This window comes from Bradyrhizobium sp. MI1.3, assembly GCF_055811695.1.
This window is the reverse complement of record NZ_JBVVPQ010000019.1, coordinates 101,960-119,268: the sequence shown is the minus strand read 5'-3', so window position 1 is coordinate 119,268 and position 17,309 is coordinate 101,960. Positions and strand designations below refer to the sequence as shown.

General features: G+C 62.6%; 19 protein-coding genes and 2 pseudogenes. 3 read left to right on the top strand and 18 right to left on the bottom strand.

The window, feature by feature from the left end:
* From AC0L3A_RS16730 to AC0L3A_RS16720, 3 genes and pseudogenes are all read left to right on the top strand, one after another.
* Positions 1–160 (top strand): annotated as a pseudogene (locus tag AC0L3A_RS16730) (IS110 family transposase); the annotation flags it as partial.
* Between the two features lie 80 nt (positions 161–240).
* Entirely contained in the window at positions 241–423 is a 183-nt protein-coding gene (locus AC0L3A_RS16725) for a hypothetical protein (RefSeq protein WP_219684110.1), read from the top strand.
* A 165-nt stretch (positions 424–588) separates the two neighbouring features.
* Positions 589–984: pseudogene (locus AC0L3A_RS16720) on the top strand (hypothetical protein); the annotation flags it as partial.
* Positions 985–1,026: 42 nt separating this feature from the next.
* Here the strand turns inward: AC0L3A_RS16720 and AC0L3A_RS16715 are convergent.
* The 18 genes from AC0L3A_RS16715 to AC0L3A_RS16630 form a co-directional block, all read right to left on the bottom strand.
* Positions 1,027–1,479, bottom strand: a complete 453-nt coding sequence (locus AC0L3A_RS16715; protein ID WP_354129020.1) for a hypothetical protein — start codon at positions 1,477–1,479, stop codon at positions 1,027–1,029.
* A 40-nt stretch (positions 1,480–1,519) separates the two neighbouring features.
* Complete coding sequence (locus tag AC0L3A_RS16710; protein WP_473254774.1) at positions 1,520–3,004, bottom strand: hypothetical protein; 1,485 nt, start codon at positions 3,002–3,004, stop codon at positions 1,520–1,522.
* Positions 3,001–3,180 (bottom strand): hypothetical protein, encoded by a 180-nt coding sequence (locus tag AC0L3A_RS16705; protein ID WP_473254773.1) that lies wholly within the window; start codon positions 3,178–3,180, stop codon positions 3,001–3,003. The genes AC0L3A_RS16710 and AC0L3A_RS16705 overlap by 4 nt, the downstream gene beginning before the upstream one ends.
* A gap of 899 nt (positions 3,181–4,079) precedes the next feature.
* Positions 4,080–4,748: a hypothetical protein gene (locus AC0L3A_RS16700; protein WP_246649279.1), complete on the bottom strand. Its 669-nt coding sequence runs from the start codon at positions 4,746–4,748 to the stop codon at positions 4,080–4,082.
* 11 nt (positions 4,749–4,759) lie between these two features.
* Entirely contained in the window at positions 4,760–5,161 is a 402-nt protein-coding gene (locus AC0L3A_RS16695; protein ID WP_246649278.1) for an acyltransferase family protein, read from the bottom strand.
* A 549-nt stretch (positions 5,162–5,710) separates the two neighbouring features.
* Entirely contained in the window at positions 5,711–6,745 is a 1,035-nt protein-coding gene (locus tag AC0L3A_RS16690; RefSeq protein WP_219684105.1) for a Gfo/Idh/MocA family protein, read from the bottom strand.
* Positions 6,742–7,953 (bottom strand): class I SAM-dependent methyltransferase, encoded by a 1,212-nt coding sequence (locus AC0L3A_RS16685; RefSeq protein ID WP_007602944.1) that lies wholly within the window; start codon positions 7,951–7,953, stop codon positions 6,742–6,744. Before AC0L3A_RS16685 ends, AC0L3A_RS16690 begins: the two co-directional genes overlap by 4 nt.
* Complete coding sequence (locus AC0L3A_RS16680) at positions 7,946–9,163, bottom strand: class I SAM-dependent methyltransferase (protein WP_219684103.1); 1,218 nt, start codon at positions 9,161–9,163, stop codon at positions 7,946–7,948. Before AC0L3A_RS16680 ends, AC0L3A_RS16685 begins: the two co-directional genes overlap by 8 nt.
* Positions 9,156–9,776 carry a WbuC family cupin fold metalloprotein gene (locus AC0L3A_RS16675; protein ID WP_007602946.1) on the bottom strand — a complete coding sequence of 207 codons (621 nt, stop codon included), beginning with the start codon at positions 9,774–9,776 and terminating at the stop codon, positions 9,156–9,158. Before AC0L3A_RS16675 ends, AC0L3A_RS16680 begins: the two co-directional genes overlap by 8 nt.
* The gene (locus AC0L3A_RS16670; protein WP_007602947.1) at positions 9,754–10,419 is read right to left on the bottom strand and encodes a class I SAM-dependent methyltransferase; all 666 of its coding nucleotides are present in this window, start codon (positions 10,417–10,419) and stop codon (positions 9,754–9,756) included. The genes AC0L3A_RS16675 and AC0L3A_RS16670 overlap by 23 nt, the downstream gene beginning before the upstream one ends.
* Positions 10,420–10,444: 25 nt before the next feature.
* Positions 10,445–10,837, bottom strand: a complete 393-nt coding sequence (locus AC0L3A_RS16665) for an LIC12192 family sporadic carbohydrate cluster protein (protein WP_007602948.1) — start codon at positions 10,835–10,837, stop codon at positions 10,445–10,447.
* A complete protein-coding gene (locus AC0L3A_RS16660; RefSeq protein ID WP_007602949.1) occupies positions 10,830–11,636 on the bottom strand; it encodes a sporadic carbohydrate cluster 2OG-Fe(II) oxygenase in 807 nt (268 codons plus the stop codon). The genes AC0L3A_RS16665 and AC0L3A_RS16660 overlap by 8 nt, the downstream gene beginning before the upstream one ends.
* Positions 11,633–12,751 (bottom strand): DegT/DnrJ/EryC1/StrS family aminotransferase, encoded by a 1,119-nt coding sequence (locus AC0L3A_RS16655; protein ID WP_219684102.1) that lies wholly within the window; start codon positions 12,749–12,751, stop codon positions 11,633–11,635. The genes AC0L3A_RS16660 and AC0L3A_RS16655 overlap by 4 nt, the downstream gene beginning before the upstream one ends.
* Positions 12,741–13,847 (bottom strand): DegT/DnrJ/EryC1/StrS family aminotransferase, encoded by a 1,107-nt coding sequence (locus AC0L3A_RS16650; RefSeq protein ID WP_007602951.1) that lies wholly within the window; start codon positions 13,845–13,847, stop codon positions 12,741–12,743. The genes AC0L3A_RS16655 and AC0L3A_RS16650 overlap by 11 nt, the downstream gene beginning before the upstream one ends.
* Before the next feature lie 8 nt (positions 13,848–13,855).
* The gene (locus AC0L3A_RS16645) at positions 13,856–14,815 is read right to left on the bottom strand and encodes a transketolase family protein (protein ID WP_007602952.1); all 960 of its coding nucleotides are present in this window, start codon (positions 14,813–14,815) and stop codon (positions 13,856–13,858) included.
* A gap of 10 nt (positions 14,816–14,825) precedes the next feature.
* Positions 14,826–15,674 carry a transketolase gene (locus AC0L3A_RS16640; RefSeq protein ID WP_007602953.1) on the bottom strand — a complete coding sequence of 283 codons (849 nt, stop codon included), beginning with the start codon at positions 15,672–15,674 and terminating at the stop codon, positions 14,826–14,828.
* The gene (locus AC0L3A_RS16635; protein ID WP_219684100.1) at positions 15,671–16,699 is read right to left on the bottom strand and encodes an aminoglycoside phosphotransferase family protein; all 1,029 of its coding nucleotides are present in this window, start codon (positions 16,697–16,699) and stop codon (positions 15,671–15,673) included. Before AC0L3A_RS16635 ends, AC0L3A_RS16640 begins: the two co-directional genes overlap by 4 nt.
* The gene (locus AC0L3A_RS16630; RefSeq protein ID WP_245286052.1) at positions 16,696–17,307 is read right to left on the bottom strand and encodes an HAD family hydrolase; all 612 of its coding nucleotides are present in this window, start codon (positions 17,305–17,307) and stop codon (positions 16,696–16,698) included. Before AC0L3A_RS16630 ends, AC0L3A_RS16635 begins: the two co-directional genes overlap by 4 nt.
* Positions 17,308–17,309: the final 2 nt, after the last annotated feature.

Sequence of the window (17,309 nt, the reverse complement as noted above, 5' to 3'; positions counted from 1 at the left end):
TCAGATGCGCGCTTTTTGCCTGGAATATGGGATCGCTATTCACCAGGGCGCCGGCAAGTTCAAGGCTGATCTGCCGAAGGTTTTGGCCGATCAGTCGAATGATCTAACCTCGACAATGCGTCGCATTCTTGCATCTACATTTGACGAGCTGCGGCAGCTGGGGGGGGTGAGCTGGCCTTTGTCGAGTCTACGGTAAGCGAAGAAGAGAGAGGGGGACCTAAACCCTCGGTGGAGCGGCCTATGGTGCTGTTTTGTCACCAGTACTTCACCCCGCAGCGCTGCGTGAAGGGAGGCTCAGCAGGACCGGAACCAAAATCAGGCGCCGTAAAGCTGATGGGTGCTCCCGGCGAGACAGAAGCAATTGATCTGGCGCGGCATGGTAGTAAAGAGATCCGCGACGAATGGGAAAAACTCAGCAAGTAAACGCTATCTTCTTCCGTCGATCTGCTGGCGGTGCCCGGCAGGGTCACGCATGCCAATGGCACCGCCGAACGCCGGGCTGCGGAGGTCATGCTGAAGGCGAGACCCAAAGCCCGCAGGTCGTCGCATCACGGCTGGTGAGGACAAGGCGTACGATACCGCCGATCATGTCGCCAATCTTCGCGCCCTCGGCGTGACGCCTCATGTGACACAGAACCAGGCCATCAAGCGATCGACGAACGAACCACGCGGCATCCGGGATTCGGCATGTCGCAATCGCCCGGGGCGATGGTCGAGTGCATTTTCGGATGGGGCAAGCAGCATGGCACCATGCGCAAGAACAAACATTGGGGCATCGCTCGCGTCGCCGCCGACTTCCTGCTTAATCTGATCGCCTATAACCTGATCCGAATCCAAAACTGCTCGCCGCAGAGGCGCCCCATCAGCGCGGAATTTGCCTCGGGCAGTGCTTGTCCAGCCCTGGCTTTGCGCGAGGTTTTTTCTTTGGATCTGGCACAGGAGCGTTCGAAGGTCCCGCCGCGGAACGCGCAGGCACGACGCTGAGGCAATCAGCCAGCGGACAATATGCTTGGGTCACTGACCACTTCAATAGTGCAGGCAATAGGCAGACCTCTGCCGTATCTTACTCCTCTCCAGCAGAAGTCGCTCCATCGCGGCGAGTCCACCTCGTAGTTCGTCCAGCGCCTTGATCAACTTCTGCTTCGCCTCTGACTCTTGCGGCGTCAGCTCCTCGCGTCTGTGCAGCCGCTCGATTTCCCTGGTGGCTGCCACGCTGGCACTATCGAACGGCCTGAACACAGCCAGCTGCTTCATCGCCCGGTGGCCGACCTCGGCGCGGCGTCGCATGATCTCATCACGGGCGAGCTGTCTGCTTCCCTCGATCTCAGTACAGTCGCTATCAAAGGTTCGGGCGAAGTCGTGAAGCTGCTGTACGCACTCATGCAGCAGCCTCCAGACGACGCTCGTGGACGCTTCAGGCCAGCGCAGATGGGTCGGCACGATCCGTATGGCTATCTCGTTCTGGGTCAAGCGCCTCATTGCGGTCTCCTTCTCAATTTAGGACTTCGTAGTGTTGCGATTAGTTCACCTTCAGCCACCGAATTCGCTCTCGCTCAATCGGGCGCATAGTTTTAGGATCGATCTCGCAGCCGGGCCTGCTACCCACTACTGGATAGGTGAACATGCGAAGCCCCGAGCGGACGGCGAGGTTGGAGGCGAGAACGCCGGCGACAGCGTTCGCGAGGTCGTCGTGAGCCCCCGGGGGATGGTCGATTGATTCCCGACCGCTCCTGGCAGTGCGGCGCTCCAGGGCGACGAGCTGGGCGGCGAGTCGCGGGTTGTCGAGTAACTCAGCCCGGCGGCTATTCAGGAGCGGCAGCAAGTCGAGATACAGGTCGCTCTTCGACTTGTTTGAGACGTCATAACTGATGCCGTGCTTGCGAAATTGCTCTCTGGGAAACTCGCCCGCGTACCTGTCGCCCACGATCCCTGAGATTCGGTAGGACCTGCAGGTAGAGGCGAACTCCGCAATCGCGGCTTCGGGTGAGAACGGCGGCTTGATCTCGCGAATACAGTCCAGAATCAGGCTGTCGTTCTCTCGATGAGCGATGGCAAGCGTAAAGCTGTCGGACGACCCGCCACTCGGGTCAGTGAAGGCGAGGTAGCGCAAGCCTGTTCTCGGCTGGCGCTCGAACGTGCCTCTGCTGATGCACGCCTGCACGGCTTCGAGGTTGATGAAGGACTCGACGTCGGACCTGAACTCCGCACCGAACTCGGCGCTCGCGGAGGCGGGATCGCGTTCGTAAGCCTGGTCAATCAATGCCTGCGGGATCGTCGGGTTCATTACCCTCGTCGGTGCCTGCCAGACCAGGACCGGATCGGCATCGCGGCCGAAGTGCCTGCGGTGAGCGTCCCACAGCGCGCCACGCCGCGCGTAGGGGCTGGAGGCGCAGAGCAGCAGCGAATTCGGGAACTGCGCCATGCCGGGCCGCAGAGCATTGATGATCTCGAAGTCGGGCTCCGCCGCGTCGTCGGTCGGCCAGAAGGCAATCTCGTCGCAGAGTGCGGCAACGATGCTATAGCCGCGGGTACTCCGGAATGAGGCGACGTGAACCTCGATGGTGATCTGGTTGTCGAGGTCGAATGCCTCGGCCGTCTCGCGCTCGATCATTTGGGCAAGGAGCGGAACGCGCAGCAGTGCCCGGATGTATCTGAGAATGATACGGGCCTGCTGCCGGTCGCGGGCGATCACCATAATCGTGCCGCGCTCGCCGGGCGCCAGGAATTGTCGGCAGTCGCGGAAGCAGGCGATGAATACCGCCAGCATTGCCAAGACGAACGACTTACCGCCCCTTCTTCCGACGGCCAGCCAAGCCTCGGTCGCGGCTGTAGTAGGCAGCGCCTCGCGGCCCGTGCAGGCTCGATACACCGAAGCTTGCTCCTCCGTCATTTCGATTGCGAACAGGGCAGCAAGAAAGGCGAACCACGCGGCCCAGTGTTCGCGGTTCTTGAACCAAGGGGCGAAGAGGTGCCTGTCACAGGCCGCGTCGAGGATCGAGATCATGTCTCGTCCTCCTCGTCCTCATCCAACTTGCCTTTGAGATAGCTCTCCAGCGAAGGCAGGACCTCCCGCGCCCTGCGGCTGATGCCGATCCGCTGGGCGACCCGGACCATCGTCGACGTGAGCGTCGAGTGGGTGGCCACGTCGATGGGGTGGCCCAGCGCGAGTTGCGCCTCCATCTGCTCGGCGACAACAGCGCTGGCCGCGAAGCGGCGGATCAGCTGAAGCCGAGTCTCGCTAACCTGACGTCAATGGGTACCGCTTTACGATGTACCATCGCGGATTGGTGACGAGTACCGCGGTACGCATGGGCATTGAGAACCCGTCGGCTACCGGAGCCGGCGGGTTTTTCTGTTCGGAATGAGTTAGCGCCGCACTCACTTGCTACCTGTGCCGGGGCAACGCCCTTGTCTCTCGTTGGAGGCGGCCGGTTCGTTCGGATGCCTACAGGAAAGACTCGCCGATCCATTTGCTCTGGAATACGTTGCTCGAGCTACGCGCATTTCGCGTGGCGAATTTTGAACAACGTATATTGGGAGCAGCAAATGTCGATTATGAGAGCTTTTGCCCTGTTCGTAATTCTTGCATTCGGAGGCGCCGTGATCGCCGCCGGGTTCATGACATCGCCGGCATCGGCTAACAAAATGGATGGTAAGCCTGGGGGCTATGGCTCTCGTACCACAGCGAATTATGGTACCCCGAAGAGCGGCACAGCGAAACCGCCAACCGCGACGAAGAAGCCTCCGCAGTAAGCCGTACGGCCCGCCGGTTCGCTGGCGGGCCTCTCTCCCAGGGCGAACTAGTGCTATAATGTGAGGATCGATTCTTCGGCAATCGGTTGGATGAGTCAATGCGCATCCATGTCCTTATGTGGGCAGGTTCGTTGACCCTCTGCGGTCTCCTCATCTCAGCTTGCGCGCATTCAACTGATTCCAACTCGCCGTCAGCTATTCGCGCTGGGGCACCATGGGCGCGAGACCTCAACGAGCCGCCGCCAAGTAGAGAACCCGCTGGTGCGGCAATGCCGCAGATAAAGGCCGATCTAGATGCTGCGCGTGTGAAAGCTTCCACGATTAAATCAAGAAGAAGGAAAGATGCGTCGCGCTAATCTTTGACGTGTTTTAGATCGGGCACCATGCTCGGCGATGCGGGCCATAAACTGCCTTGCCAAGACAATGGACGGATCCGCTTTCGCACTCGAAGCATAGGCTGCTCGATCAATAGCGCCGAAAGTGTACCCATCAGGAGCGTGACCATGAAAGCGAAAAGGGCCCTTGCTCCAGAAGCTTAAAGGCAGGTCTGACGTTAGGTGTTGTATTGGAAGAGCATAGAGATAGACGCCATACGAGATATCGAGCTTGGGCGCAGTCCACCGGGGCAGCGGGATAGTGTTTAGTACGACACAGACCGGTGCGATCGCCACGAGTGCAAGGGTTTCTTTATGGCCACACCACAGGAGCAACACCGCGATCGACGTAAAGCAGGCAACTGCAATCGTCTTCGTTAGGCAACGTTCTAACAGAGCAACGCCGACCCCACCGGCGAAAAGAATTGCGCATGTCAGGCCCCGCTCGCCGAGCCAGATCGGCAATAGCTCGCTCCAAATGCCGGAGATTGCAAAGCCGCCAAGAACAACAAAAACGGCGCCTCCAATGGCGCGGGCATCGAACCGGCAAACTAATGCAACGATGGCCAAACAGACATAGAGCTTTGCCTCCTGGGGAAGCGTCCAGAGCGGTGTTAGCACCTCAGTTGTGCCTAGGCTCGACTCGAAAACTCCCGGAAGCTTGTAATCCAACCCGAAGAAGAGAATCGAGTCCCGCCATAAGAACAAAATGGCGTGTTTCGACCATTGAATCCCAAACCTGGCGGAGCAAAGTAATCGCTTAACGGGAGGGTTGTGACGACAGCACCCATCAGGACGCACAAAGAGACGCAAACGATCAGAGCAGGAAAAATTCGAAACGCGCGACTGACGAGGAATTGCGCCGACGAACGCGATCGGACCATGCTTAGAGAATTCAAATAACCGCTAATCGCAAAGAAGGCGAAGACTGCAAATCCACCCAGCGAGCCAACCCACGGCACGGCGGGCTCAGGGAACCCTGTAATTTGATACTGGTGCGACCAAAACACAAGGGAAGCGGCGACGAGCCGCATCAGATCGAAATTCCCGGCCCGCGGATTCATTGCCGCAACTTATTCGAACGAAAAAAGCAGCGCAATGTACTGCATTGGCCGACACTGTCTGTGTGGCCCGGGCCATGGGCGGACTCCTAGACTTGACGGCGACCACCCGTGGGATCCTGAGCCGCCGCATGGGGCGAGATCAGCGCATCATCGACAAGCTACGGGCATTCGAGCGGCTTTGCATTGAGCTGGCGGCCGACGCGACCATGCCGGAGGAGCCGGCAGGCTCGAGATGGCAGCGAACTATCGCGCCGAGGCTGGCCGCTGCTGGACCCAATCCCGGACCCAAAGGCGAAAGTACAGGACAGAACTGAACGGATAGGGTGGATCAGGGGGCGAGGAGAGCCGCTTGATTTCATTACGCAAACGAATTTGGCGGCACCGGATGATACGATGCCGCCCGTACTCCAAAACCGGGGGTCGCAGGTTCGAGCCCTGCCACTCCTGCCAGCGAAATCAAACGCTTAGCTAGGATGTGGCGATCAGCGATCGGCTGGATATTGCTAGATGGCGTGAGCCCTAGGCGATGACCTGCCGTTTCCAGATCGCCTCCGCAAGGGCGATATCGGCCACAGACTCTGCGCCGGAAGCCAGCGGCGTCCTCCGTTCCACGATATCGGCGACGAATGCATCGGCTTGACGCCGAAACGCCCAGCTCGTGTCGCGCCGCAATTGCGTGCGTTGTCCTTGCTGATCGAGGATGACCTCCGCCTCCTGCTCGGCAAAAGGCGGGGGCAATTCGATGGTCAGCGCGCCCCGCTCGAACGCGATGCTCAGCCCCTCGCGCCAGACGCCTTCGGATCCGTTCGCGAGTTGCAGCGCGCAGGCGACGCCGTCGAAGTCGAGCGTCACGGTCGCCGCGCCCGAGCTCTCGATGGTGCTTTCCGCGACTGTCGGTGACGATCCGAGCATGTAACGCGCGAGGTTGATGATATGGCTGAACACATTCAAAAAATTGTCGTAGCCGGGTAGCATCACGCCCGGCATCCAGTCTGGGCCGTCCTGCCAGAGCTCGAGCCCGTCCGGCCGCACTTCGCCGGTCATGACGAAATTGTCCTGCGACCGGCCAGTGCTGCCGCCGAAGCACCAGCCTCGCGCGCCGACAATGCGTCCAAGCGACTGATCCGTTCGCAGGCGCGCCAACTCGGCCAGCGCGCGCGCCACGCCGGCGTCGTGACGCTTCATGTAGCCGATGCTGTAGACGAGGTTGTGCCGCCGCGCCGCCTCGGCCAGCGCAACGGCCTGAGCCGCGGTGTAGGCCATCGGCTTTTCCGACAGCACATGGCGGCCGCTGTTCAACGCATCCAGCACGATCGGGCCGGTGGCGCGACGCTTCGTAACGACGACGACGGCCGACACCTCGCTATCCGCCAGCAATTCCCGGTGCGTGCCGTAGACCCGCGCGATGTCGAATTTCTGCGCCGCTGCGGCGGCGAGATCAGGCCGGAGATCCGCGATCGCGACAACGCGGCAGGCGGGGTTCGCGGCGAAATTGGCGAGGTGGCACATCTGGCCGACCATGCCCGTTCCGATGATGCCAATGCCCGGCCTCACTTGCTAGGACCCTCGAAGCGTTTCCGGAGAACGAGGAAATGCGCCGGCTGTCCCCAGGTGTTGATGAACGCCCGGTCTGACTGGGTGAGGGCGGTGACTGTGGACGCATCCCGTCGCCCGATCGCGTCAAAGATGCGATGGAAGCTGTCGAGGGTCGCGATGATGGCGTCGATGTCGGACGCATCGTCGGCAAGAATGTCCGTCGCCGGTATCGTCTCGCGCAGTGACGCGAGGTTCGCGATCACACGGGGCAGGCTGGCGCCGAAGGGATCGTCGATCATCGCATCGACATCGAGAACCAGTGTCTCGATCGAAGCCGAGATCGCCTCGACCGCTTCGGTCTTGCCGGCCAGATAGAGCTTCCGTCCGCCGAGAAAGCTCAGACGGCTGCGACCGAGGTGGCGCGTCGCGCGGCGCAGCTTCTCGTCGTCGGAGAGGACCTTCTTGTGCCAGTAGACGTCCAGGCTGTCGCGATAGACGGGCCACCCCGAACAGATATCGAACCCCTGCTCGTGCGCCGCCGTGCACAAGGCCCCCGCGTCGAGGAAGTAGCGGTGCCGGACGAAAGGGTTCTCGAGCACGTCCATCAGCCAGGATTCGAAGCTGCGCGTGTGCGGAATGCTGTTCCATTTCGCGTCGAACAGCAGCTTCGCCGTCTCGAGCCCGGGACGGCCCGTCAGTGCCTTGCCGGCCGCATGAATCGCCTTGAGCGCGAGCTCGAAGAAGCCGCCGTAGCGCTCGTAGTAGGAAACGACGGCGTAACCGTCCGGATTGAGCAGCCGGTGAAAGATGCCGAGCCAATTTTCAGTCGGCTGCACCGTGTAGATGAATCCTTCGGCATCGATAATGTCGAAACGACGATCGCTACGAAATCCTTCGACGTCGAACGACACGAGTTCGCGGAGACGTTGGGCTTGGCTGAAATGCGCGAAGTAAGCCTGGATTTTTGCGTGCGCATGCCGGTTCGGCTCGGCGAGCGTCATGTTCGCGCCCCAGCTCGCAAACACGAGCGCGTTCTCGCCGGAATCAGGGCCGAATTCGAGCATGTCGGCGTCGCGGAACAACCGCGGCGGCAGCACCAGCTTGTCCGAAAACAACTCGCGCCGCAGGCCGGCATAGGCTTCGAGTTCGGCGGCGGATTTGAAATTCCCGAACGTCGGTAGGACGTCCTGACGTTCGTAATAGTTGAAGAGCTTGTCCTCAGCCATGCCGCGACCCTGCGGCCGCCTCGAGACGATCGAGCTCGCTCCAGATGTCGGAGGGCGCGAAGATCGAAACGATGTGGAGCGGACGCTTCACGTTTTCACGCAGCCGGCTGCCGACCTTGTCTTCGTTCTCCTGGTTCACGGCCAGAAGACAGACGAGCGGCTCCGACTTGCCGGCGAGGTCCTCCGGCGGGCGGATCGGAATGCCGGTGCCGGGCAGGAACAAGCCCTGGCGCTCCTTCTGGTCGTCGACCGAGAGGTCGACAAGATCCGCAAATTCATGGGCATTGGTGAAGGTGCAGGCGCGGCAGCCGGCGCCGTAGATGGCAATCTCGGCGCCGTCGGCGCGGGCCTTGGCGAGGATCGGGCGAAGACGCGCGCCGTACTCCCTGGCGCGCCGACCGAATTTCTCGCCGACGCCGGACGGCGCGGCCGGCGTCGTCACGTCGCGCGTCGCGCGTCGCGCTGCAATCGCGAGGCTGCCGCCGCTGAAATTGTACTTCTTCACCGACACCGCCTCGAAGCCGTGGCGCGCCAGCAGCGACAGCAGCGTCGGCTCGGTGAAATAGCTGACGTGCTCCTCCCACAGGACGGAGAGGTCGCCCGCCGTCGAGCCGGGCGCGAAATCAGGCACATCGATGAACAGCAGCCCGTCGTCGCGTAGCGCGATTTTCACGCAGTCGAAAAAGTTCTCGAAATCGACGATGTGCTCCAGCACCTGGCGCGACACGACGAGGTCGAACTTGCCGGCCTCGGCAACCGCGTCGTGAGACAGCGCCGGGCTGATCATGTCGGCATAGACCTTGACGCCACGCTCGCGGGCGATCTTGCCGGACACCGGGTTGGGCTCGACGCCCACCAAAACCTTCGCGCCGCGTTCGCGAAGCCTGTCCATGAACAGGCCGTCGTTGCATCCGATCTCGAACACGGATTGGTGGCTCGAGAATTTGGCGATGGTGTCGAGTTCGTCGACCTGGTGCGGCTCCGGCTTCCAGCTGCTGAAATTGTAGTTGAACTGCCGATACAGAATGTCGGGATCGATCGGCTTCACGATCTGGGGCAGGCCGCACTCGCCGCAGGCGAACACCTCGAACGGATACCGTTCGTCCTGTTCGTCGCGGCTGTGCCGAAGCCGATGCGCAATCGGCATCTGTCCGAGGTCGATGACCGGGCGCAAATTGGTCGAATGGCAGAGGCGGCAATGATTAGTCATCGGTAGCAACCTCTGCTGGAATGGCTCGTGAAGTATGGCGATGGGCCAGATGCTTCGCGGCGAGCGCACCGGTCCTAGTGACATAGTCCTGCACTTCCGCGGCATCGCCGCCATCCGGAGCCCAGTCGGGAAACGCCGTGCGGGAGGGATCGAACGGACCGGCGGTGGTTTCGTGAAACACCAGCCACTCCGAGGTGATCAGGATCGAGTGAAGCACCTGCTCGGGCATCCGGTAGTAGCAGAGCGCGCCCCGACCGTACGGCGCCATCTCTAGCACGTCGCGAATGTGGCCGTCGTCCTCGAAGATCACGACCTGCGCGGTACCCTCGATCAAATGAAACGACTCAGGTTTGCCAAAATGCTTGTGAGGCCGCACATAGGCCTCGCGATGATGCACGATCAGCATCTCGTGCAGGCCGGACGAGGGATCGGGATGCATGCACAGCCGGCTGCGCAGACGCGGATTGCCTGCGGCGATGCGCTTCAGTTCCGCGATCGTGGCGTCGTCCGCCGTGACGATGGCGTCGTCCGAATAATACACTTCAAGATTTTGCGCTCGCAGCGAGGCCGGCCGGCGCAGGCCCGTTGCTTCATTCGAAGAAGATGAACCCATGGTCGCCCCGGTAGCCGCATTTGTCGTAGATCCAGGCCCAGGTTTTCGGACCATGGAAACTCAGGCAGGTGAGCTGCCAGTAGAGCAGGTTCGCCTTCTCGCGCTCGTCGCGGAACGATTCCACCATCAGATATTTCGAGGTGCCGCGTCCAACGCGCTCGATCTCCGACACGGCGCGGAAGACGTCCTCGAGCGGAAGATTGTGGAGCACGCCGAGCGACACCACGAGATCGAAGCTGTGGTCGGGGTAGGGGAGCTCGACGGCGCTGCCGACCTTCAATTGCGGTCGCACCTCTTCCTTGGCATTGGCGATGCCATAGTCGGAGATGTCGATGCCGGCGATGGTGAGGCCAGGGACGAGTTGGGTGAATTCGTAGAGCAAATAGCCCTTGCCGCAGCCGACATCGAGCACGCTCATCCCGGGCTTGATGCCGTAGCGGTCGATCAGGGTCTGGGCGAGCGGCCGCCACCGTCCGTCGTAGCTATAACCGCCATAGCCATAGCGGCGGTCGCCGTCCCAGTAGTCGCGTCCCCATTGCCGCGCGACAGTGGCAGATTCCGCCTTGTCGTGCTCGACGACCCGCTGAACGTAGTGCCGCTTGGTCGATGCGTGCATTGGCTGGAGCAGGTTGATCTCGGTCATTGTTTTCAACCGGTCCGCGGCATCGTCACAGGATGGTCGCGAATTTGTTGACGAGCAGGATGTCCTCGACGGCCTGAATGTTGTCGCGCGAGGACAGCGTGATCTCCTCGACGGCCGCGTGCAGGTCGCAGCCCTCGCTCAGCACGCGGTCATAGATCTTCCGCCGCCTTGCCTCGTCGGGCGGCAGCATGAAGATGCTGTAGAGAATCAAGCCGCGCAATCGAGGCAACTCGTCCAGGATGTCCTCGAGCACCATGTAGCTGCCGGGCATAGTGTGCTCGGCGGCGCTGAGCAGATAATGCAGGTTCTTCCGCCGCGCGTAGTCGCGGATCACGATGTTCTGGACGTGCTGCGGGGTGCGGCTGCCGTTCAGCGGCCGGGCGCCGATATAGCCGCGATGGCCGGCTCGCTCAGCCATGGAAGCCTCCCGGGAGCTTGTATTGCATGCCGACGCGGGTCGCCGGACGTAGCAGGATCGGTTCGAAGAATTCGCCGAATCGCTTGTCCGCATAGGGCGACATGATGCTCTTGAAGCGGCAGTTCATGCTCCAACGCGAGCCGGCTTCCTCGTTGACGCGATTGCCGTGCATCAGGGTCTGGTTGAACAGCATCACGTGACCGTAGGGAATCTCGATGAAGGTCGCGTGCGGCTTGATGGTCTGGTAGAGTTCCTCGGCGCTGCGCAGGCTGGCCATCCGGTCCTGCATGTCGCCGTTCAGGGATGGCGGCAGCAGATACATCGATTTGGTGCGGTGGACGTCGACCAGCGGTACCCACACCACGACCTCGAACGGCGAGTCGCCCGACCAGACGTCGGAATGGGTGGCGAGGAGCGACGAATCGTCTCCGGGCAGCTGGATGCTGAGATTGACGCGGCGCTGCATGCAGAGTTCGTTGCCGACGATGGTCTCGATCGTCGAGCGCGCCAGACGGAAATAGGTCGGCCGGAACCAGGGTTCTGCATTGAGGCCGTTGAAGACGTGCAGCCGCAGGCCGTTGAGATCATCGACGCTCACCCGCGTGTGGATGGTGTCGAGCATCGCGTAGGGGTCGTTGCCGTGTGGCAGCTTCAAAAAGTCCGCCGCGAGCTCGGCGGCGCGCCGCTGGATCCGGTCGAGCCCGGCGCGATCGTCGGCCGGCGTGGTGACGAAGCCGTCATCGATGAAACGTTGCGCCAATGCCTGCTCATCGGCCTCGAGGAAAGCCGTGTCCGTCATGCAAAGTACTCCCGGGCGGTCGCGCAAATATAGCTGATGTCCGAGGTCGAGAGGAACTGGTTGATGGGGAGCGTGAGGATCTGATCTGCCTGCCGCTCGGTCGCCGGGAACGCGCCGCGACCGTGGCCAAGATGCGCAGCCGCCTCCTGGAGGTGGATCGGTACCGGATAGTGGATCGCGGTCTCGATACCTTTGTCGGCAAGATATTTTTGGAAGCTATCGCGACGGTCCGTCTGCACGACGAAGGTGTGGAAGGTGTTGAACTCGATGTTGCGACAAAGCGGGATGAACAGGGGAAGGCCGGCGAGCTCGGCGCGGTATTGCGCGGCGTTGCGGCGCCGGCGTTCGATGACAGAGGGCAGGTGACGCAAGCGAATCCGGAGCACCTCGGCCTGGACCGTGTCGAGGCGTGACACGATGCCCCATTCCTGGACGTCACTGCGATTGATCAGGCCATGATTGCGCAGGCGGCGAATTCTCGCGGCAAGCTCGGCGTCGGCGGTGACGACGAAGCCGGCGTCGCCCGCGGCATTGAGGTTCTTCAGCGGGTGGGCGGAGAAGCAGCCGAACGTTCCGATGGTCCCGCTCATCCGCCCGTCATAGGTCGAGCCGACGGCCTGCGCGCTGTCCTCGATCACGGCGAGAGCGTGCTTGGCCGCGATCGCCATCAGCGGGTTCATGTCCGCCATGCGTCCGGTCAGGTGCACCGGCATGATCGCTTTGGTGCGCGAGGTGACGGCGGCCTCAACTGCGGCGGGATCGATATTCTGGTCCGGCAGCACGTCCGCAAACACGGGCTTGGCGCCGACGGCAATGATGGCCGCGGTCGATGCCACGAACGAATTGGGTGGGGTAATCACCTCGTCCCCGGGACCAATGTTGAGCGCCCTCAAGGACAGGATCAGCGCATCGGTGCCGGAATTCAGCGTCACCACATGCGGCGAGCCGATATAAGTGGTGAGCTCCTCTTCGAACTTGGCAATGGCCGCGCCGCCGATGAAATCGCCGCGCCGGAATACGCCCTCGACCGCCTGCATGATCTCAACGCGCTCTTCCTCGAATTGGGCGGGAAGATTGACGTAACCGATGCGCCGGCGGCCGGTGTCAGCGTCCATGGCAGAACGCCCGAACGATCTCGATGACGCGGTCCTGCTGCGCCCGTGTCAGATGCTGGTCGACGGGGAAGCTGATGACTTCCCGGGCATGGCGGTCGGAGACCGGGAAGGTGCCTGGCGCGTAGCCGAGGTGTTTGAGGCCTTCCTGCTGATACAGCGGGATGGGATAGTGGATCTTCGCTTCGATGCCGTTGTCCAGGCAGTGTTTGTAGAGCTCGTCGCGGCGCTCGGCGAACACCATGTAGAGATGGTAGACGTGCTTCACGTTAGGCCGGCGCGGCGGAATGCGCAGGCCGGGCAGGCACGCGAGGCCTGCATCGTAATAGGCCGCGTTCTCGATTCGACGGCGCGTGATCTCGCTGGTCTGGCCGATCAGCCAGTTGCCGACGACCGCCTGGAGGGAATCGAGCCGCGAATTGCAGCCGAGAATCGCGATTTCGTCGCGATTCTTCATGCCGTGGTTGCGGATCAGGCGAAGCCGCTCGTTCATCCCGTCGTCGTTGGTGACGACGACGCCGGCATCGCCCCAGACGTTGAGGTTCTTCAGCGGATGCAGGGAGAAGCCGGCCGCGATACCGTGGGTGCCGGACCGCTTTCCCGCGAATTCCGACAGGATGCCCTGGCAGGAATCCTCGACCACGGGGATGTTGTGACGCTGGGCGATCGCCATCAGCCTGCCCATGTCGGTGACCTCGCCGGTCAATTGAACCGGCATGATCGCCTTGGTTTTCTCCGTGATCGCGGCTTCGACGTAGTCGACGTTCATGCAGAAGGAGTCGTCGCAGTCGACCAGCACCGGGGTCGCGCCGGTCTCGGCGATGGCGCCGACGGTGGCGATGAAGGTGTTGGCGGCCGTGATGACCTCGTCCCCATGGCCGATGCCGAGCGCCTTGAGCGGCAGCTTGAGCGCATCGGTGCCCGATCCGACGCCGATGGCGTGACGCACGCCGATCAGCTCGGCAAAGCGCCGTTCGAATTCCGCGACCGGCTTGCCCAGAGTGAAGTCACCCGTCGCCACCAGTCGGCCGATCTCGGCCAGGATCGGTGCTGGGTCGGAGAATTGCTCGAGCAGATAGGAATATCGAACGTCGTGCATGGGACCCGTCAGGTGGAATGAAGTTGCGGAGAGGAGGTGTATGAGGCGGGAAGCGCGCGCGCGATCGAGGTCGCAATGGCGTCGGCGGAAAGTCCGTGCTTCTTCAGCAGCGAGTCCTGCGATCCGTAATTGTGCATGAACCGGTCCGGCAACGACAACCGCAGCATCGCGGGCAGGCCAGAGCCGAGCTTGTCGATCAGCGTCTCCGCGACCGCGCTGCCCAGGCCGCCCGAGGGCACGTGCTCCTCCAGCGTCGCCACTAGCCTGATACCCCGGATCGCTTGCAGCAGCGCCTTGGTGTCGAGCGGCTTGACCGTGTGCATGTGCAGGATGCCGGCGCGAATGCCTTGCGCGGCCAGCAGGTCGGCCGCAGCGAGTGCCCGCTGGAGCATGATGCCTGTCGTGATCATGACGACGTCGCCTGGCGGCCGCATCAGGATGGCCTTGCCGATCTCGAAGCCGTGCTCGGCCTTTGAGACTACGGCGTCGCCACCTTTGCCGAGCCGGATGTAGATCGGCCCGGTCCAGTCGAGCGTTTGCCCCATCAGCCGCGCCGCTTCGTCGGCGTCGCACGGGCAGACCACCGTCATGTTCGGCAGCGCCCGCATGATGGCGATATCCTCGATCGCCTGGTGGGTGGGGCCGAGCGGGGCGTAGACGAGCCCGCCGCCATTGGCGATCAACCGCACCGGCAGATTGTGCAGGCACAGATCGACCGCGACCTGCTCGTAGCAGCGGCGGGTCAGAAACGTGGCGATGGTGTTGACGTAGGGCACGAAGCCTTCCATCGCGAGACCTGCCGACATGCCGATGATGTGCGCTTCCGAAATGCCTTCGATCAGGTGGCGCTTGGGAAACTCCTTGCTCATCGCGCGCAAGGTACCTGCGCCGGGATCGGAGCCGATGTAGAGCACACGCTCGTCGCGCGCGGCGAGCTTGTGGACCATGTTCATCGCGGTGTTGCGCATGAGAAGCCGATCAAAAATCCCCGACGGCGACGCGGATGGCGTCGAGCTCGCTGTCGGTGAGCTTGTTCTTGTGATGCCAATCCGCGTTGGATTCCGCGGCCGGCAGACCCTTGCCCTTGACGGTATGGCAGATGATCGCTGTGGGTTTTCCCGGAACGGCCGGGACCTGCTTCAGGACAGTGCGCAGGGCGCCGACGTCGTGGCCGTTGAGCTCCTGCACGGCAAAGCCGAAGCTGCGCCATTTGTCCGCGAGCGGCTCCAGCGGCAGGACGTAATCGGTGGGCCCGTAGCTCTGCAGCTTGTTGTAGTCGATCAGCGCGACAAGATTGTCGAGCCCGTGCTTGGCCGCGCCCATGGCAGCTTCCCACACCGATCCCTCGTTGATCTCGCCGTCGCCGAGAAGGACGAAGGTACGGTAGGTCCGCTCGCGCATGCGCGCGGCGAGCGCCAGGCCGACACCGATCGACAGTCCGTGTCCGAGCGCGCCGGTCGAGGCCTCGACCCCCGGCACCATTCCGTATTCGGGATGTCCGCCCAAAATGCTGTCGGGGCCGCAGAAACCGTCCAGCTCCGACAGCGGAAAGAATCCGCGATCGGCCAAGAGCGCATAGAGTGCCAGACACCCGTGTCCCTTGCTGAGGATCGCGCGGTCGCGGGTCGGATCGCGCGGATTGCTCGGATCGATCCGCAGCACGTCGTCGTAGAGCACGCGGACCATCTCGATCAGCGACAATGCCGGACCGACATGTCCGCGTCCCGCAGAGCGGACAGAACCGAGCACCAGGCGGCGCAGATAGAGGCTGCGCTCATCCAGCGTGCAGGCGAGGGCGGTTTCAGCGTGGGGTGAGATCCGGGTCACTTCGGTAAATCGGTTGGGCGAATCGTCTGGTGAAGTCGGCGGGCTTTGTCGAGCTGACCGGCGAGGCGGATCCTAACATCGCCACCTTGCGCAGGCATTGCGCGCCGGGAGCGGCTGTCCGGCAAATACGCGTTCAGGACAATCAGGCACCAGATTCCCTTGAACACAGGATATAGTACGTCAAGGCGGATCGCAAACGCGTCATCGCTCGCCTCGAAGGCGCGCGACAGCCGTTCGATCAAGCGATTCGCGCTCGCTTCCGGCAGGTCGCTGCCGGGGTGAATGGCGGTGTCGGACACGAGCTTGACCGGATCGTCCCAGCCAAAATATTCGAGGTCGATGAATCGCAAGCGCCCGTCTTCGGCGCGCAGCGCGTTGTGCAGTCCGAAGTCGGACGGACTCAGCGCGCGATGGGTGGGCGCAAGGTCCACCGAGGGACCCCGGCCCAGTTCCGCGTAGCGCCGGCGGAGCTGCCGAATCGCGACGGCAGTGCTGGGAACGAGGCTGCCTTCGATAAACGTGCGCAGGTCCGGATGATCATCCAATGCCCGCCTCAATGCGTCCAGGCGCTGCTCGTACTGGGCGATGGCCGCTTCTGGCGAAAAGATGCTGGCTGAGGCGTTGCGCAAATGCTGCGCGCCTTCGGCGTCGCGCAGCTTCTGCAGCCCGATGAGGAAATCGGCGAGTTGATCGGCATCGTCGCCCTGGGGGCGCAGCACCGCAGGTTCGCCGTCGAACCATTGGTACAGCGCGCAGAACGCATCCGCGTCCTTCGCGACCGGCCGTGGTGTCGACGTGATGCCGTGGCGCGCCAGGAACGAGAGTGCATCATACTCCTGTCCCAGGCGATCGCGTCCGTCGGACCGATAATGCTTGAGGGCGAGGGGCGGTCCCTCCGCCATCTCCAGCCGAAAAACCCTGTTGTTGCCGCCGGACCGTGCCGGCTGGGCGTCTGCGACACGCGCACCGGCCAGGCGGCTGCCGATTGCCATCGCATCCGGCGCGGTGATGTCGCTCTCGCTCATGCTGCAAACACCTCGCGGCGGATATCGGCCCATGTCGCGATCGGCTTGCAGTGTTCGGGGTGAGGAGGCTCCGACCGCGTGAACAGGATCGATCGCGTGGTTTTCGGAAAATGCGGTTGCTCGAAGACGTCGACCAGATCGTCGATGAAGACGTCCAGCTTCAGGCTCGCGAGCCTCTCGACCTTGGCGGCCAGTGTGTGCTCGAAATAGACGTCGTCGACGGCCAGCGCCGCATCCGCAGCGTCGATCAGGCCGGCTCCCCGCAGCCAGCCGCGCGCCGCGTCGCGCAGGTCGGTGCGGTCGGGGTCCTGATGACCGAATCGGGTCTTGTGGCTGACGATGCAGACCTTCGAGCCGGCCCGCTTGCACGCCACCAGGAATTCCCGCACGCCCGGATAGATTTCGGCGCCGCCAATTCCCTTGCCGTAGACGAAGCCTTGCAGTCCTTGCCAGGCGAGCTCGCCGCCCGCGCTGGACCGGAGATGATCCCGTAGGTCGGTCTTCAGCCCCTCCCACCCTTCCGGCACCAGCCCACGCTGAAGTGCGACGGCGGCAAAGACCTTGTCGTAGCAGATGATCGTGTTGTCGAAATCGATGCCGATCCGCACGC